The organism is Bacillus sp. 22190, from assembly GCF_052045575.1.
GTDB lineage: Bacteria > Bacillota > Bacilli > Bacillales > Bacillaceae > Bacillus > Bacillus altitudinis.
This window is the reverse complement of the sequence record NZ_JBQEPF010000007.1, coordinates 37,556-53,402: the sequence shown is the minus strand read 5'-3', so window position 1 is coordinate 53,402 and position 15,847 is coordinate 37,556. Positions and strand designations below refer to the sequence as shown.

The 15,847-nt window shown below is 41.4% G+C and carries 17 protein-coding genes; 10 read left to right on the top strand and 7 right to left on the bottom strand.

Annotation, left to right across the window (positions count from 1 at the left end; all coding sequences use genetic code 11):
* Positions 1-10 precede the first annotated feature (10 nt).
* Positions 11-1,912: a transglycosylase domain-containing protein gene (locus ACTJKA_RS11505; protein WP_440607766.1), complete on the bottom strand. Its 1,902-nt coding sequence runs from the start codon at positions 1,910-1,912 to the stop codon at positions 11-13.
* A gap of 108 nt (positions 1,913-2,020) precedes the next feature.
* The gene (locus tag ACTJKA_RS11500; protein ID WP_241698631.1) at positions 2,021-3,199 is read right to left on the bottom strand and encodes an MFS transporter; all 1,179 of its coding nucleotides are present in this window, start codon (positions 3,197-3,199) and stop codon (positions 2,021-2,023) included.
* A gap of 218 nt (positions 3,200-3,417) precedes the next feature.
* Here ACTJKA_RS11500 and kapD point away from each other — a divergent pair, with 218 nt between their 5' ends.
* A complete protein-coding gene (gene kapD / locus ACTJKA_RS11495) occupies positions 3,418-4,035 on the top strand; it encodes a 3'-5' exonuclease KapD (RefSeq protein ID WP_008345814.1) in 618 nt (205 codons plus the stop codon).
* Here the strand turns inward: kapD and ACTJKA_RS11490 are convergent.
* On the bottom strand, positions 4,032-4,424 hold the full coding sequence (locus tag ACTJKA_RS11490) for a kinase-associated lipoprotein B (protein ID WP_025207897.1): 393 nt from the start codon (positions 4,422-4,424) through the stop codon (positions 4,032-4,034). The genes kapD and ACTJKA_RS11490 overlap by 4 nt on opposite strands.
* Positions 4,425-4,517: 93 nt before the next feature.
* On the opposite strand from ACTJKA_RS11490, the gene ACTJKA_RS11485 reads away from it, so the two are divergent.
* A complete protein-coding gene (locus ACTJKA_RS11485; RefSeq protein ID WP_008345810.1) occupies positions 4,518-4,694 on the top strand; it encodes a hypothetical protein in 177 nt (58 codons plus the stop codon).
* Here ACTJKA_RS11485 and ACTJKA_RS11480 read toward each other — a convergent pair whose 3' ends face one another.
* Both ACTJKA_RS11480 and ACTJKA_RS11475 read right to left on the bottom strand, forming a co-directional pair.
* Positions 4,695-5,987, bottom strand: coding sequence for a sensor histidine kinase (locus ACTJKA_RS11480; RefSeq protein WP_024719721.1), 1,293 nt, complete (start codon positions 5,985-5,987; stop codon positions 4,695-4,697). It lies immediately after the preceding gene.
* Between the two features lie 133 nt (positions 5,988-6,120).
* Entirely contained in the window at positions 6,121-7,296 is a 1,176-nt protein-coding gene (locus tag ACTJKA_RS11475) for a MalY/PatB family protein (RefSeq protein WP_025207896.1), read from the bottom strand.
* A gap of 83 nt (positions 7,297-7,379) precedes the next feature.
* On the opposite strand from ACTJKA_RS11475, the gene ACTJKA_RS11470 reads away from it, so the two are divergent.
* A complete protein-coding gene (locus tag ACTJKA_RS11470; protein WP_025207895.1) occupies positions 7,380-7,640 on the top strand; it encodes a DUF1871 family protein in 261 nt (86 codons plus the stop codon).
* Here ACTJKA_RS11470 and ACTJKA_RS11465 read toward each other — a convergent pair.
* Positions 7,637-8,461: an alpha/beta fold hydrolase gene (locus ACTJKA_RS11465; protein WP_017358960.1), complete on the bottom strand. Its 825-nt coding sequence runs from the start codon at positions 8,459-8,461 to the stop codon at positions 7,637-7,639. The genes ACTJKA_RS11470 and ACTJKA_RS11465 overlap by 4 nt on opposite strands.
* 178 nt (positions 8,462-8,639) lie before the next feature.
* Here ACTJKA_RS11465 and ACTJKA_RS11460 point away from each other — a divergent pair, with 178 nt between their 5' ends.
* The 3 genes from ACTJKA_RS11460 to yugI all read left to right on the top strand — a co-directional run bounded on the left by ACTJKA_RS11460 (position 8,640) and on the right by yugI (position 10,926).
* A complete protein-coding gene (locus tag ACTJKA_RS11460) occupies positions 8,640-9,140 on the top strand; it encodes an Lrp/AsnC family transcriptional regulator (RefSeq protein WP_007500517.1) in 501 nt (166 codons plus the stop codon).
* Entirely contained in the window at positions 9,141-10,334 is a 1,194-nt protein-coding gene (locus ACTJKA_RS11455; protein ID WP_008345797.1) for an aminotransferase, read from the top strand.
* Between the two features lie 199 nt (positions 10,335-10,533).
* Positions 10,534-10,926: a S1 domain-containing post-transcriptional regulator GSP13 gene (yugI, locus tag ACTJKA_RS11450; RefSeq protein WP_008345795.1), complete on the top strand. Its 393-nt coding sequence runs from the start codon at positions 10,534-10,536 to the stop codon at positions 10,924-10,926.
* A 66-nt stretch (positions 10,927-10,992) separates the two neighbouring features.
* On the opposite strand, the gene ACTJKA_RS11445 is transcribed toward yugI, so the two are convergent.
* Positions 10,993-11,229, bottom strand: coding sequence for a DUF378 domain-containing protein (locus tag ACTJKA_RS11445; protein WP_113747039.1), 237 nt, complete (start codon positions 11,227-11,229; stop codon positions 10,993-10,995).
* 144 nt (positions 11,230-11,373) lie between these two features.
* Here ACTJKA_RS11445 and ACTJKA_RS11440 point away from each other — a divergent pair, with 144 nt between their 5' ends.
* The 4 genes from ACTJKA_RS11440 to ACTJKA_RS11425 all read left to right on the top strand — a co-directional run bounded on the left by ACTJKA_RS11440 (position 11,374) and on the right by ACTJKA_RS11425 (position 15,847).
* The gene (locus ACTJKA_RS11440; protein ID WP_008345790.1) at positions 11,374-12,537 is read left to right on the top strand and encodes an iron-containing alcohol dehydrogenase; all 1,164 of its coding nucleotides are present in this window, start codon (positions 11,374-11,376) and stop codon (positions 12,535-12,537) included.
* 119 nt (positions 12,538-12,656) lie between these two features.
* Complete coding sequence (locus ACTJKA_RS11435) at positions 12,657-13,829, top strand: iron-containing alcohol dehydrogenase (protein ID WP_008345787.1); 1,173 nt, start codon at positions 12,657-12,659, stop codon at positions 13,827-13,829.
* A 126-nt stretch (positions 13,830-13,955) separates the two neighbouring features.
* Positions 13,956-15,311, top strand: coding sequence for a glucose-6-phosphate isomerase (locus ACTJKA_RS11430; protein WP_017358963.1), 1,356 nt, complete (start codon positions 13,956-13,958; stop codon positions 15,309-15,311).
* Positions 15,312-15,628: 317 nt separating this feature from the next.
* Positions 15,629-15,847 (top strand): spore germination protein, encoded by a 219-nt coding sequence (locus ACTJKA_RS11425; RefSeq protein WP_048002204.1) that lies wholly within the window; start codon positions 15,629-15,631, stop codon positions 15,845-15,847.

The window sequence follows — 15,847 nt, the reverse complement described above, 5'->3', positions numbered from 1 at the left end:
AACCTCCTGTTTATCTAGCGTATTGCATAGTTTGTTTCCAAATACGTAAGTGCGGGCTTGAACTATAAATAGATTCAACGGTTCCTCTATCTCTTCCTACCCATACACCCATTGTGTATTGATCTGTCAAGCCAACAAACCAAATGTCTTTGTAGTCATTGGATGTCCCTGTTTTTCCCCCAATGTAAGGAGAATTGAAATTCGCCTTTTTCCCTGTTCCACTTTTCACAACAGATGCAAGCAGCTTGCGCATTGTTTCATTTGTACGCTGAGAGTAGATTTGCTTCGGCGACTCTTTCCACTTGTAAAGGGTTTTGCCGTTTAAGTCTGTGACCTTTGTAATGGAGTGATTTCGCGTATAGGCACCTTGATTGCCAAACACGGTATAGGCATCGGTTATTTCTAGCGGCGAGAAGCCTTTTGTAAATCCTCCAAGTGCAGAAGGGAGGCGGTAATCATCTGCGACAATATGTTCGAATGAAAACTTTTCTAAATAGCTGAAGCCTTTTTTGACACCGACTGTATCAAGCATACGAATCGCTGGTGTATTGTAAGAATTCTTAAAGGCTGTTTCAAGTGTTACAGTTCCATACGTTTTATGATTATAGTTTTGCGGGCAATATCCGCTACTGCAAAACTTGCCGGCACTGATTTTGCTTGATGCCGTGGCACCGGTTTGATCAATATAAGGGCCATAATCTAACAGCGGCTTAATTGCGGAACCTGGTTGTCTTTGCGCTTGATAGGCGTAGTTGAAATCAAACTTTTTATAATTCTTCCCGCCAGCAAGTGCGACGATTTGGTGGGTTTGGTGGTTAATGACTGCTGAACCGCCTTCCACACCTTGATAAGGCAATTGTGCATTGAGCTGATAGACCGCTCTTTGTTGTAAGGAAGGGTCTAGTGCTGTATAAATCTTCACACCATCTTGAAGCAATGCACTAACCTTTTCTGATAATTCTTTTTGAATCGCCTTTTTTGCGCCAGCTGTTTTGGCTTTTTTCAATCGGTTTGTAAAGCCTTCCTGATCAGACACCAGATCGGTAAATTCTTCATTGGCGTATGTCACATAATCAGGGTAAAGATTTTTCTTTTCACTTAAGGACAAGCTGATTTTTTCTTTCACCGCTTTTTTGTATTGCTTCTTAGTAATGACACCATCTTTTTCTAAAATACCAAGTAGCCGTTTCTGGCGTTTCTTTGTATGTTTGAATTGTTTCAATGGGTCATACAGCGTAGGGTTGTTAGGAATCGCAGAAATAAATGCCATCTGTGCAAGTGTCAAAGAACTAAGCGGCTTATCAAAATAGTAATTAGCCGCAGAACCGACACCGTAAACCCCGTTACTGAAATAAATCGTATTTAAATAGCTTTCGAGTATTTCCTCTTTTGTGAATTTTCGCTCGAGCTCATAGGAATAGAGCAGTTCTGTAAACTTTCGGCTGAATGAACGTTCATGACTTAAATATAAATTACGGGATAACTGTTGTGTGATGGTGCTAGCGCCTTGGCTAATGCCATGGTTTTTCACATTTGCGGCAAGGGCACGAATCACGCCCATAAAGTCAATGCCTTTATGGTCATAAAAGTTGCGGTCCTCTGATCGGAGGAACAGCTCCTTGACGGAATCAGGAATTTTATCGTACTTCACGAAAACACGGTTCTCATCGTTTGATACGATCTCAGAGATAAGAGAACCATCTCGATCATACATATAACTGTTTTGGGAAAAGTCTACCTTTTCCAGCTTGATTTTTTGATCAAGCACTTCGTTAACAGGTTTTACACTTGCGGCTTCTTCCTTTGATAGATAAAAAGTCAGAACAAATAATGGGATGAGGGCAGCAAGTAATAACCATCCAATGATTGCACGAAACATGAGGTCACTCACTTTCTTCGGATTTCTAGCCATATCGTACCATTCTTTTGCGATTACGAGAAGGTTATTTTTAGAAAAGAATAGACGTGAAGTCTAGTAAACAAGGCATTTAGACAGAAGAAAAGAGTATCTGATGATGGATCAGACACTCCTCTCTTTTGACTTTGATTGTGAGCGGACCGCCCATAAAAATAATGCCCCGAAAAGGAAAATGCCGGCGGTGACATAAAAGACAGCTGGAATTCCGTAATGACTCGCCACAATGCCGCCTATAACGGGTCCGACGACATTTCCAAGAAAGCGGAAGCTGACATTGTAACCAAGCACTTCCCCTTGCATAGAGGCAGGCGCTTTGATGCGAATATAGGCAGTCGTACAAGGAATGATGCCGCCTAGTGCCATCCCGTATAAGAAACGGAAGATCACTAACATCCCGTAGGAATCTGCCATCGCTTGCGGGATAAATAAAATGGAGGAGAGGATGAGAAGGGCGAGCAGCACCTTATCGTGACCAATACGATCTCCAAGGTCTCCCCATTTCCGTGTAAACAGCAAATTGCCAAGCCCCGTTGCAGAAAACGCCAGCCCTGCATAAAAGGCAAGATTGACGGGGCCGTGTAAATCATGAATGTACAAGGCTAAAAGCGGCTGAATACTAAAGTTCCCGACTTGCGTAATAAATGTGAGAAGCATGGTGACGACAAGTAAAGGCTGTTTGAAAATATGGACAAGGACGTCCTTCCGTGAGTAAGAAACCCGTTTTGCTTCTTTTGAACGGATCGGCTGTTCTTTCACACCGAAGATAATGACAATCGCTGACACATATATGACAGCAGCTGTTAAGAAAAATGTATAAATGAATCCGACACTGTCTGCCATAAATCCACCCATTAATGGACCGAATAACCCTCCGGCGACATTACTCATCTGCATCGTACCGAGGGTCTTACCGGCTGTTGCCTTTTCGGTCTGTGCAGAAATCAGTGCCATCGAAGTCGAAATAAAGCCTGTCACAAGCCCCATGAAAAGCCTTAACGCAAATAGTTGATAAACGGTTTGAACAAGCCCCATTAATAAAATGCTTGTTGCAATCCCAATACCGTTAATGAGCAAAATCTTTTTATAGCCATGCCGGTCACCAATCCGTCCCCAAATTGGAGAAATGAGAAAGGCTGTTAAAAACGTAACCCCAAAGACATAGCCGCTCCATCTTTGAACAAATTCATTCGAATAACTGCTATCAAGAGACTCTATGTAAAGTGATAAAAAAGGGACGATCATTGTAATGCTGGCAGATACAAAAAAGTTCACAAACCACATGATGTACAAGTTTTTCTTCCTGTTTGTGATAAAGACCACCTTCTTTATTTATTTCGTGTTCCTTAATAATTATAAAGGAAAATAAACGATCTTTCATCTGATGAATAGGTTGGGCATAGTGAATCTGCATTATTTTCACGAAAATGAAGTGATTTCAAAGTCCGTCTTAATATAATAGTAGCAGGATGGAAAACAGACGAGAAAGTGGGGTGAGACTGATGGAACAGAAGACGCTGCTTGTGGTCGATTTTGAATTTACGATGCCTGATGGGAAATATCATCCGCAAAATTTTTTCCCGGAAATCATTGAAGCCGGTGTCGTCAAAGCATCAAATGAAACGATCATAGACACATTCTCAAGCTATGTCAAACCGAAAAAGTTCCCGAAGCTGACAAAGCGCTGTAAATCGTTCCTTGGCATTACGCAGCAGGATGTAGAAAGCGGGATTTCTTTTGAGGCGTTTATCGAGAAGCTCGTGTCACTCGATGGGGGAGAAGACTGTGAGATTATCACATGGGGAAATATGGACATGAAGGTACTGAAGCAAAACTGTATGCTCAATCATATTGGTTTTCCTTTTAAGGGGAATCAAAGGGATCTGGCTTTTGAATATAAAACCTTTTTTGGGGATAGAACACTCACAGGACTTCGGAAAGCAGCTAAGGAGTACGGCAGTGAAGGAGCTGGTAAGCATCATAAAGCACTTGATGATGCCATGACCACTTATCAGCTGTTCACCCTTTTTGAAAAAGATCGATCCTATGTGGAAAATCCGCAAACAACCAAAATTGGTGAACTCATTGACTTCTCTCACTTTTTTGATTCGGCAGATTAGCGGGCGTCTTCTGGAAAATAATCTTTTTCAAGAGAAGAGAGGCACGCTCTTGATTTTTCAGCCCACTTGGAATCATCCGCACTGAGCCCATTTTTTAATTTATCTACGGCGTCTTTCAGTGATACTTGATAATCAGGTATGTCGCCATCATAAGGCTTGACCATATGATGAGGGATGTTCGTCTGTTCCCTAAAGGCCAAAGCCCGTCTTTCCTGAAAAAAAGGTACGTCCGCTTCTTTTGGATGATGCAGGTCACCTTGAGTGGGGTGTGTTAAAACCGCTTTTACTTGAACGAGATAAGTAGATGGTTTAATGGCTGTCACTTCCCCAATGTAAACACCTGTTTTGTAAAAACCTTTCACGATTTGTCCAATCTGAATGTCTGTCATATGAAATTCCTCCATTTCCTTCGCATAAGAAGGTATTTCCTTTCTTTTAGCCAATATAGTGAAGTAAACGAGCAAAAGGGGGAAGAGCGGAACATGTCGTTCATCATATTCTTTCTACTGTATTTTCCTGAAGATAAAAGGGAGTATATCCCTGCGGCAATCACGACGGTGCTTTTCTTTGCTGCTGCATTTATTTGCTTTCGTCTGATCGTTCGTGCTTCTAAGAAGCAGGAGCAGATCGATGAAAAAAGGACAAAAAAAATGGATTGATCATTTTCTTCTTGTATCTTCAGGAAACTTCACGGTGACTGTTGTACCAGACTGCAATGAGCTTTTGAAACGAATCGTTCCATGATGATTTTCAATGATGGAAAATGTCACTGTCAACCCAAGCCCTGTTCCTTTATTTTTCAATGTGTAATAGGGTTCACCAAGCTTTTTCATTTGGCTTTCTGACATGCCTACACCGTTATCAACGAAATAAAGGCAGATTCGATGATTTTCTTTAGAAGCAAACAGTTCGATTTTACCTTCGTGTTCGGGTGCTGCTTCGATTGCATTTTTGATTAAATTAATCATGACTTGTTTGATTTTCGTTTCATCACCTTGGATGTATAAGTCTGGTTCAATCGATTGATGAATCGTGACCGACTTAAAATTCGCATAGGATGTCATCAGCGACGCACACTCTTCAAGTAATTTAGATAAATTGAGAGACTCAATTTGATAATAATTTTGTTTCGCAATATCAAGATAGCTCGTAATAATATCCTGAGCACGGTCAAGTTCAGATAAAACGAGATTTTTATAATCTTTATTGGTTGACGGCTCTTTCGTATTGTCACTTGAAAAGAGCAGTTGGATAAATCCTCTCACCACCGTCAGTGGATTGCGGACTTCATGGGCGACACTTGCTGCCAGTTCACTCACAATCGTCAGTTTCTCTGATTGGACAAGCTGTGTTCTCATTTGCGCATTCTCTTTCACAAACTCAATGGAATAAATACTCAGCACAAGAAAGAATATGTAGTAAAGAGTTGAGAAAAATAATTCAAGTAGCTTTTGCTGCATAATGAATGCAGGGCTGTACTCAATTAAGCTGACCACAAGCAGTCCAATGTAAATAAACATCCCTTTTGATAACGCAATCATGACTCCGTATAACAGCTTTCTCTGCTTAGAATATTGGCGCCATTTCCGGTAAAGCAAGAAAGGAATGAAAAAGTAAATCGGTACAACAATCAATCCAACCCATAAAAAAGAGCCATACATCACGAATTTTACGGTTGAACTAACCAAGATAGCGACGATTCCGGCGGTATATCCCCCGTATAAAATAGCCAGTACAAGGGGAATCGATTGAAGCCCAGTCTGCAAATCTAAAATCGAACCAACTGGATACATAATACATAGTGCTGATGAAATGGATGCAAATATGGTGATGAGCAGTTTATTCGTTTTAGGGAAATGAGCAGGGGTCCGGCTTAGCCATAGTGCATGATATAAAAAGATTGGAAATAGAATAAAAGATACATGGAGCAGAAAATCCTTGAACATTTCCATTTAAATGCTCTCCTCGTAAATAATTGTAATTCCTCTCATTATATCATTTCATGTACAAAGTAGATATGATAATAGGAGGGTTTTTTTCTTTAAAAAGAACACCCGTTAGGATGTTCTTTTGATAGAAATGGTTTTATTCGGATGATTGAGTGAATGCTTGGTGAAGGCGCTTCAGACCTTCTTTCACTGTTCCGGCAGGACAGCCTAGATTCATTCGAATAAAGCCGTCTCCTTCGTGCCCATATACGTTTCCGAGCTCTAGTATGACCTTGCCTTTTTTCAGCAGATTACGTTTCAATTCTGCTTGAGTGAGCTCATAATCACGAATATCCAGCCACAATAGATAAGAAGCATCTGGTTTCATATAACGCATGCTCGGCAGATAATCATCAATATAATCCATTGCGATCTTCATATTATTTTCGAGATAAAGAACAAGTGAATCAAGCCACTCATCTCCGTGGCGATAGGCCGCCTCCATGGCAGGAATCGCAAAGGCATTCAGTTTAGACAATCCATTTCTTTGCACTTCATTGGTGAAAAGAGTTCTTTTTTCTTCATCAGAAATGATAATGGCAGATGCCTGAAGACCAGCTAAATTAAATGTTTTACTCGGTGCAATACACGTTACCGTGATGTTAGCTATCTCATCAGAAAGGCTGGCAAAAGGCACATGCGGCTGCCCGTAAAGCATCAGATCGGAATGAATTTCATCTGACACGACGGTGACACCGTACTGTACACATAAATCTCCTACACGCTTTAATTCCTCTTTTGACCAAGCTCTCCCTGAAGGATTATGCGGATGACAAAGAAACATCAGCTTTGCTTCTGGCCTGCTTAATTTCTTCTCTAAATCATCAAAATCCATCATGTAACGGTTGTTTTCTATTTTTAAAGGGTTGGTTGAGACGATACGTCCGTTTCTTTCAATCATTTGATAGAAGGGCGTATACACCGGTGACTGAATGACCACTTCATCATTCGGAGCTGTAAAGGCTTGTACCGCAAAACTAAGTGCTGTCACGATACCTGGTGTGAAGGTGACGGCATCTGTTTGTATCGTCCAACCGTGTCTTCTTTTGACCCAGTCAGCTACTGCTTGCTGCGTATCCTGATCCTGAAATGCATAGCCGAATACGCCGTGATCTAATCGTTCTTTTAAAGCATCAAGCACGACTTGGGGCGCTTTAAAATCCATATCTGCTACCCACATTGGCAGCGCATCTGTTGTCAGGAATAAAGACTCTGCTTGATCCCATTTGACTGATTTTGAACCTTTACGTATGATCTGTTCGTCGAAATTCATGAAACCCACCTCTAGCCGTTTTTCAACCATTCTTGGTTGTGCTAAAATAAACATCACAAAATTTATTATAAGCGGTGATCCCCATGAAAGATAGTCAAGCTGTAGAAGAGATGATTCAAATCATTAAGGCATGGGACCCTTTTCAGTATGGAGAGGACTTTTACGAAACGGAGCCTGCTGACGTCATCAGTGCCTTATACGACGCAGAAGACCCGTTATCTTTCGCGAAAGACATTCAAGCCATTTACCATCACTCATTTGATCAGCTTCTTCCGATGGAAAGCTGCCAGCATATCGCAAATCAGCTTTTTATCATAAGAGAAAGTAGCTCCTGCTCGTTTTAAGACAGGCTGAAATGACCAATTTGATCAGACACAAAGACCGGATTTTCCTCAGGGATGAGGTGCCCGGTTTTTTTTAATGCGTGAAAGGTTGAATGCGGCAGATCCTTGTGCAGTCTTTCGCCAATTTGAATAGGAACGATCCGGTCTTCCTCCCCCCAAATCAGCAGGACAGGTGTCTCCATTTTCTTTAAGACATCTGACGCTAAATCGCCTTCCCTGTGCCGAATCAAACGAAAAATACCTCTGAAAATTTGGTCATCTGAAAAAGGCTTTAAATATCCGTCGACCATCTCTTGATCAATAATCGAATGATCATGCACAACAGCGGTTAAATTTTTCATAATACCTTGCTTGAACAACTTTCTTTTTAAATAGAGATAAAAATAAGGAATATATGTGCTGTAAACAAGCGACTTTTTGGACTTATTCATATACCCTGAGCTGCACAAAAGAACAGCTTTTTCAAATAGATCGGGACGCTCAGAGGCAGCATATAAAGCAATTTGTCCCCCCATGGAATGCCCCACGAGGATCGCATGCTGAATCTGCAAATAACCAGCTAGTTCAATAATGATTTTTGCCATGTTGCGATAGCTGTAAATGAACGTATTCGATTTTTCGGACTGCCCGAATGGAGGCAGATCAATTGCAATTAAATTGAAGTCTTGTTTCAGAAGCGGGATGAGCTTTCGATAGCTGAAGGTAGATGAGAAGAGGCCGTGAATCAAAATCAATGTCTTCTTACCTTCATTTGGATAGTGTTCGTAATAGATATCTAAACCGAATTTACTTTTCATATAGGATGGCTGTACAATGTCCACACTCATCAACTCCGATATTTGATACTCACTCTCTGTTAGGTGACTGTATTGTACCCTAAAAAGTGGATTTTAAGCTACGATTAGAATCTTTTCCCTGCTTAGCATAATGGGAAAAACGTGCTATAATGTTCAGAAGATTTTTTAAAACTAGCTTTTTACAATCAGAGGTGTGAAATCAATGAAACTAACCGAAAAAGAAACTGAAATATTAGAGATTTTAGATGAAAACAGCCGCGCCGATTTAAATACAATTGCAAAAATGGCAGGTGTGACATCAGAAGAAGCAGAAGCCATTATCCAAAAGCTCGAAGATCAAAAAGTCATTATTGATTATTCGACCATGATTGACTGGCGAAAAGTAGACGGACACGAAGGCGTTACAGCGATGATTGATGTGAAAGTGACCCCAAAAAGAGGCGTCGGTTTTGATGAAATTGCTGAACGCATTTACAGGTTCCAAGAAGTAGAGTCCGTGTATTTAATGTCAGGCGTGTATGATTTATCTGTTGTGATCAGAGGAAGATCCATGTCTGATATCGCCCGCTTCGTATCTGAAAAATTATCGACACTTGATTCTGTTGTTTCAACCACTACCCACTTTATTTTGAAAAGATATAAGCATGATGGGAAAGTCTTTGAAACAGGGGACGATGACAAAAGAATCGTGGTGTCTCCTTAAATGAAAAAGTCTTATTTATCTGAAACGGTACAAAGTATTCAGCCGTCAGGTATTCGGAAATTCTTTGATTTGGCAGCCACAATGGAAGGGGTTATCTCCCTCGGGGTCGGCGAACCGGATTTCGTGACAGCTTGGAATGTGAGAGAAGCCAGTATTATGTCTTTAGAACAAGGACTGACCTCTTATACAGCAAATGCTGGGCTGCTCTCTTTGCGAAAAGAATTGAGCCATTATCTATATAAGCGGTTTCACATTGAGTACAGTCCTGAAGAAGAACTCATTATTACGGTTGGTGGTAGCCAGGCGCTTGATTTGGCCTTTCGCGCCATTTTAAACAGCGGGGACGAAGTGATCATCCCAGAGCCTTGTTTCGTCGCATATGGGGCTCTTACGACACTTGCGGGCGGTGTACCGGTTTATTTAAGTACATCGGCTGAAAAAGATTTTAAAGCCGATTCTGCTGATCTTCGTACGAAGCTGACGCCGAAAACAAAAGCCATCTTGCTATGCTCTCCATCAAACCCAACAGGGTCTGTTTACTCGAAAGAAGAGCTTGAAGATATTGCTCAGTTTGCAAAGGAGCATGATCTTTTAATCATCACAGATGAGATTTATGCAGAGCTGACGTACGATGAAGCTTTTACGAGCGTAGCGGCGATTCAAGATATGAAGGAAAGAACGATTTTGATTTCAGGTTTTTCAAAAGGGTTCGCTATGACGGGGTGGCGCCTAGGATATGTGGCAGCACCGCCAGTCCTCCGTGATGCCATGCTGAAAATACATCAATATTCTATGATGTGTGCACCAGCTATGGCACAATATGCCGCAGAAGAAGCATTAAAAAATGGACTTGAAGATGTGGAGAAAATGAAGAAAAGCTACAGAAGACGCCGTAATTTGTTTGTCGGCTCTCTCAATGAACTTGGACTCACTTGCCACCAGCCAAACGGAGCGTTTTACGCTTTCCCGTCCATTAAAAGCACAGGCATGACGTCAGAACAATTTGCCGAGGAGCTGCTGCTTAGCGAGAAAGTAGCAGTTGTCCCTGGAAATGTATTCGGCCCAAGTGGTGAAGGACATATTCGTTGTTCATATGCGTCATCACTCGATCACTTGCAGGAATCACTTTCAAGAATCCAGCGTTTTTTGCAGAATAGACAAGTGCAAGAAGAGGCACCTGCTATCTTAAAATAAAAAAAAGGCATCAATCCATCTGGACTCATGCCTCTCAAATTAGGGGGGAATACTAGAAAGCATTCTTGTTTTCAGGTATTCCCCCTTTTAAACGGATCTAAACCCAATTAAAAAATATTTTGCGTAAAAGACCGTTCTGTGATATAGTTTTTAATTGCGTATAAACGAATATTAAAACATTTATTTAGGAGTTGTTATCATGGCGACAAAGTTTGAAGTAGGCAGTGTTTACACTGGTAAAGTAACAGGATTACAAGCGTATGGTGCGTTTGTTGCATTAGATGAAGAAACTCAAGGACTTGTGCACATTTCTGAAGTGACTCATGGTTTTGTAAAAGACATCAACGAGCACCTTTCAATTGGTGACGAAGTACAAGTGAAAGTTCTTTCTGTTGATGAAAATGCTGGTAAAATCAGCCTTTCTATCCGTGCAACGCAAGAAGCACCTGAAAGAAAAGAAAGCAAACCAAAGAAACAAAGACCACAGCAAGTGAAAGAAGAAGCTGCTGCACCACAAGGTTTCAATACACTAAAAGATAAACTTGAAGAGTGGATTGAGCAATCTAACCGTAAAGACCTTATCAAGAAATAAAAAAAGCACCGCTTCAAACGGTGCCTTAGGCTGCCACATAGGCAGTCTTTTTTTATGTCTTTTTCATTAGCGGATCTCTGGATTTGGCTCGTCACGGCGGACAGCTTCTTCACTAGGTTTGAACAACAGACCAAGATTGACAAGACCTGCAATTCCAACAAGACCATAAATAATACGTGATAATGCAGCACCTTGACCGCCAAAGATCGCTGCTACTAAGTCAAATTGAAAAAAGCCGATTAGTCCCCAGTTAATAGCACCGATAATCGTGAGCACGAGGGCAATACGCTGAATAGCACTCATCGTGATTCCTCCTTTCGCTACAGTATCAATACATTTATATTTTGCAGATTTTTAGCCAAACTATGCGTAAGAAAATGGATGAAAGCAAATTACTTTACTTTTGGAATGAAAGAAGCGCATAATGTAGCGCGAGGAGGAGATCACATGGATCGATTTACTTATTGGAACCCAACGAAATTAATCTTTGGAAAGGGAGAAGTATCAGCCCTTTCAGATGAACTAAAACACTACGGAAAAAACGTATTGCTTGTATATGGTGGAGGCAGCATTAAACGAAATGGCCTTTATGACCAAGTTGTCAGCATCTTAAAAGAATCAGGAGCTACAATCACTGAGCTTGCTGGTGTTGAGCCAAACCCGCGCTTAACAACGGTTAGAAAAGGGGTTGAGCTTTGCAAAGAGAACCAAATTGATTTTATTTTGGCAGTCGGCGGCGGTAGCGTCATTGACGCAACCAAAGCGATCGCAGCTGGTGCGAAATACGATGGAGATGCTTGGGATATCGTCACTCGTAAGCATGTCCCAATGGAAGCCATCCCATTTGGTACAGTATTAACACTTGCCGCGACAGGTTCTGAAATGAACTCTGGCTCCGTCATCACAAACTGGGAAACAAATGAGAAATACGGATGGGGCAGTCCAGCTGTCTTCCCTAAATTCTCTATTCTTGACCCAGTCAATACATTTACTGTGCCAAAAAACCATACGATTTATGGCATGGTCGACATGATGTCTCACGTGTTTGAACAATATTTCCATCACACGGAGAATACACCTTACCAAGATCGTATGTGTGAAGGACTTCTTCGTACGGTCATTGAAACAGCACCAAAGCTGATCAATGATTTGGAAAACTATGAGCTTCGTGAAACGATTTTATTCACAGGCACCATTGCACTGAATGGAATGCTTTCAATGGGCGCACGCGGAGACTGGGCATCTCACAATATTGAGCATGCGGTATCCGCGGTGTATGACATCCCTCATGCAGGCGGACTTGCGATCTTGTTCCCGAACTGGATGAAACATGTCATTCAAGAAAACCCAGGTCGCTTCAAGCAATTAGCAGTGCGTGTATTCGATGTAGACCCTGCGGGCAAAACAGACGAAGAAGTTGGCTTAGAAGGAATCGAAAAACTTTCTGCTTTCTGGACAAGTTTAGGCGCACCAAACCGTTTAGCTGACTATGACATCAACGATGAGAAAATTGATCTGATTGCAGACCGTGCAATGGCACGTGGTGAATTTGGCCAATTTAAAAAGCTGAACAAAGAAGATGTTCTAGCTATTTTAAACGCTTCTTTATAATCGAACATGGAAAAGATAGCTGCTTTTAAGCAGTTATCTTTTTTGAGTTCTGCATGTACATATGTTACAGTAGTCTTTCATGTTTTTGGATATATATGTTTTAAGGAGATGTAGAACAGATGGAGAACTTTATTTACTATAATCCAACGAAATTAATGTTTGGAAAAGGACAACTAGACGGACTAAAAAGCGAACTCGCTCGTTATGGAAAGCGAGTGCTTCTTGTATATGGTGGAGGCAGTATTAAGAAAAATGGTCTTTATGATAAGGTCATCAGCGCTTTAAATGAAGCAGAGGCTGACGTATTTGAACTGTCAGGAGTTGAACCGAACCCTCGTCTCACTACAGTGCAAAAAGGGATCGACATTTGCCAAAATGAGAACATTGATTTCTTATTAGCAGTTGGTGGGGGAAGTGTCATCGACTGTACAAAAGCCATTGCAGCTGGAGCTGAATATGACGGGAATGTTTGGGATATTATTTCAAAGAAAACAACCGCTCAAAAAGCATTGCCGTTTGGCACAGTGCTGACACTTGCAGCGACAGGCTCAGAAATGAACCCGGATTCTGTGATCACGAACTGGGAAACAAATGAAAAATACGTGTGGGGCAGTTCAGTCACGCACCCTGCTTTTTCAATTTTAGATCCTGAGCACACATATTCTGTGCCAGAGAATCAGACGGTGTATGGCATGGTTGATATGATGAGCCATGTATTTGAACAATACTTCCATAATGTCAAAAATACGCCTCTACAAGATCGGATGTGTTTTGCTGTTCTTCAAACAGTCATCGAGACAGCACCAAAGCTACTTGAAGACTTACAAAACTATGAGCACCGTGAAACCATCCTTTATGCAGGAACGATTGCTTTAAATGGCACGCTGCAAATGGGCTATTTTGGAGACTGGGCATCTCATACGATTGAGCATGCAGTATCAGCAGTCTATGACATACCGCATGCAGGTGGACTTGCGATCCTCTTCCCAAACTGGATGCGTCATACACTCGATCATAATGTCGAACGTTTTAAAAACCTCATGTTGAACATGTTTGACATTGAGACAGAAGGAAAATCGGATCGTGACATCGCATTAGAAGGAATCGACAAGCTGTCAGCCTTCTGGACAAGCCTCGGTGCACCGAGTCGTTTAGCGGATTATGATATTGGTGAAGATCAACTGGACAAAATTGCTGACATCGCAGCAAAAGAAATGGAATATGGTGGTTTTGGTAACTTTATGAAACTTGGCCGTGATGACATTTTAGCGATTTTGAAAGCTTCTCTATAATTTGGATGGCCGCTTCTCTTCATGAGGAGCGGCTTTTTGCTGCATCAATGACGATCACTTGATTTCAATAGCTAGTTCCGCTAAAGTGAAAGGGACAGAACTAACGTAATGGAGGGCTTACAAGCGATGACACATATTCAATTTGACTACTCGAAAGCGTTACCTTTCTTTCAAGAACATGAGCTTACATATTTAAAAGATTTTGTGAAGGTGGCCCATCATAATATTCATGAACAAACGGGTACTGGCAGTGATTATTTAGGCTGGGTTGACTTACCGAAGCAATATGATCGCGAAGAATTTGCCCGCATTAAAAAAAGTGCAGAAAAGATTAAGTCTGATTCTGATGTATTACTCGTTGTTGGAATTGGTGGTTCTTATCTTGGCGCACGTGCGGCCATTGAGTTTTTAAACCATTCTTTCTATAATACTTTGCCAAAAGGCAAACGCAAAACACCGCAAATCATCTTTATTGGAAACAACATCAGTTCTTCTTATTTAACAGATGTAATGGATCTGCTAGAAGATGCCGATTTCTCCATTAACGTGATTTCAAAATCTGGTACAACAACAGAGCCAGCCATTGCGTTCCGTATCTTTAAAAAGCTCCTTATCGAAAAATATGGTGCTGAAGAAGCGAAAAAACGCATCTATGCGACAACTGACAAGGCACGCGGCGCACTCAAAACATTAGCAACTGAAGAAGGCTATGAATCATTTATCATCCCTGATGACGTCGGCGGACGCTATTCCGTCTTAACAGCAGTTGGTCTATTGCCAATCGCTGTAAGCGGTGCAGACATTGATCAAATGATGGAAGGTGCTGCCAAAGCAAGTGAAGACTTCGCTTCATCTGAGCTCTCAGAAAATGCGGCTTATCAATATGCGGTTGTCCGTAATGTTCTTTACAATAAAGGACGGACAATTGAAATGCTGATTAACTATGAGCCAGGCTTACAGTACTTTGCGGAGTGGTGGAAGCAGTTATTCGGCGAAAGTGAAGGGAAAGATGAAAAAGGAATCTATCCTTCATCTGCCAACTTCTCAACGGATCTTCATTCACTTGGTCAATATGTACAAGAAGGAAGAAGAGACTTGTTTGAAACCATCGTGAATGTAGACAAGCCACGACATGAACTTGTCATCGAAGCAGAAGAACAAGACCTTGATGGGTTAAACTATCTTGCAGGAAAAACGGTTGATTTCGTCAATAAAAAAGCATTTGAAGGCACAATGCTTGCTCATACGGATGGAAAAGTACCGAACCTGATTGTGACGATTCCTGAAATGGATGCTTATACATTCGGATATCTCGTGTACTTCTTCGAAAAAGCATGTGCGATGTCTGGGTATTTACTAGGCGTCAATCCATTCGATCAGCCTGGAGTAGAAGCGTATAAAGTGAACATGTTTGCTTTATTAGGAAAACCGGGCTTCGAAGAGAAAAAGGCAGAACTTGAGAGCCGTCTCAAACAATCATAAGAATAAAAGGCACATCTTTTCATAAGGTGTGCCTCAGATTGTTGACAAAGGGCTAAAATGAACTGTATTTTAGCCCTTTGTCTTCTTTTTAGCGTGATAGAAAACCTTTGAAGTCTAGGAAGGACGAGTACTGGAGCGGAGCGAATTTGACATTCGTGAGCACCAGTGCGCAGGACTGACAACGAATGCGAGGGTTTGTCTACACGCTAAGGCACATCTTTGCATAAGATGTGCCTTTTTTTATGTTCTCATGGTGTCAGTGCAAGCCTCCCCAAGCTCTGTACATAGAATAATCAATGGAGGAGGTTGATGAAGCGATGAGAACAAATCATATTTATATCCATGACATTTCCGGGCAGGCCATCGTTAATTTTGGGAATGTTGGGCGGATTTGTCCAATGAGTGCTACGAAAGAAACATCAGGAGCGGGCAGTGCGAACCAGACAAATGCATCATCCAGCCAAAGCTTATTTGATGCTGCTTTTACAAACAATGTGCAAATCACGAAAGGCAAATGTATGAATTCCTCTCTTTAA